This is a genomic window from Sphingomonas sp. 66-10 (genome assembly GCF_001897045.1).
GTDB lineage: Bacteria > Pseudomonadota > Alphaproteobacteria > Sphingomonadales > Sphingomonadaceae > Sphingomonas > Sphingomonas lycopersici.
Genome location: NZ_MKRR01000039.1, coordinates 12,331 through 13,295, shown reverse-complemented (window position 1 = coordinate 13,295; position 965 = coordinate 12,331). Strand labels below are relative to the sequence as shown.

General features: G+C 62.8%; 2 protein-coding genes. Both read left to right on the top strand.

What is annotated here, in order from left to right:
• The first annotated feature begins 69 nt into the window (after window positions 1-69).
• Window positions 70-300, top strand: coding sequence for a hypothetical protein (locus tag BGN95_RS04810; protein ID WP_286771796.1), 231 nt, complete (start codon window positions 70-72; stop codon window positions 298-300).
• Between the two features lie 454 nt (window positions 301-754).
• Window positions 755-965, top strand: a 211-nt coding sequence (locus tag BGN95_RS04805; RefSeq protein WP_286771795.1) for a hypothetical protein, incomplete at its 3' end; no start/stop codon positions are given.

The following is a 965-nucleotide window of genomic DNA, read 5'->3' as shown; positions in this document are numbered from 1 at the left end:
GGAACCCAGTTATCGCCCGCCGACATGGCCTCGGCGACGGGGGGAGGCGGTGGTATCGCGATCCCGCAGATGCTTTCCGGAAGCCAGGTCTATTTCGCCAATGCCGGCCGCACCGCACTCGTCCAGAACACTAATGGTGCGTTGCAGAATGTGCTGGTCAACGCCATGGCCAATCTTAACGCTGTGCAGCAGACCAATGCCACGGTAACGCTCAGCAATTACACCGCTTTTGCCGCCGCGCTTCGCAACGGCGCGCTCAACATGGGGCTGGGCCGTGAAATCGCGAACTTCACACATTGACCCTCAGTGGCGACGGTCCGTCTTAGAGCCCGGATTCGTTCAGGAGTCAGAACGCCCACAGCGATGGCGAGCGCGACGTCTGAAAGGAAGTTGGTCGCGAACTTGGCGTAGCGGCTGGCGACGCGGCGGAAGGCCTTCAATTGGCAGATGGGGTTCTCGATCAAGTGGCGGCCGCGGTACTGTTGCTGATCGTCGCGGATGGCGCACTTGCGATTGTGGCAGCTGGGAAGAAGGGTGCAATTCGTGCCTCTCGTGCAGCATGCGGCGCAGCCGGCTGGCTTCCATCGTATCCGTTGTCGCCTAGCAGGTAGCGCATCCGTCCGGCGCGCTCGACCAGCGCGTCAAGCAGCTTCCCCGTCGCGACCATCGGTCGACGCGGTTGCAGACCCTCGTAAACGGCCCATGCTCGGCCAGACAGTCCCGCGTGCGACGTCCAACCCGGAGCGCGTGCAGGATGCCCGAGATTACGGCTGCGATCATCTGCCCGCTGGCGTTCGGCTGGTTCATGGGAAAGGGCGGTCCGATCGCCGTCCACGCTCCGCCCAAAAGCCAGAACAGCACCATCGCCCATCTTCCTCATCAACGGGCCCGTTGGAGCAGGAAGGCGCTGCTGCCTCAAGCAGCTGATCGGGTTTTGGCTCTAGAAGGTAAATGGCAGGCGCAGC

What these genes read in the sequence shown, in the direction of transcription:
- BGN95_RS04810 (WP_286771796.1), top strand. Translation starts at nt 70, where the DNA reads ATGCTTTCCGGAAGCCAGGTCTATTTCGCCAATGCCGGCCGCACCGCA.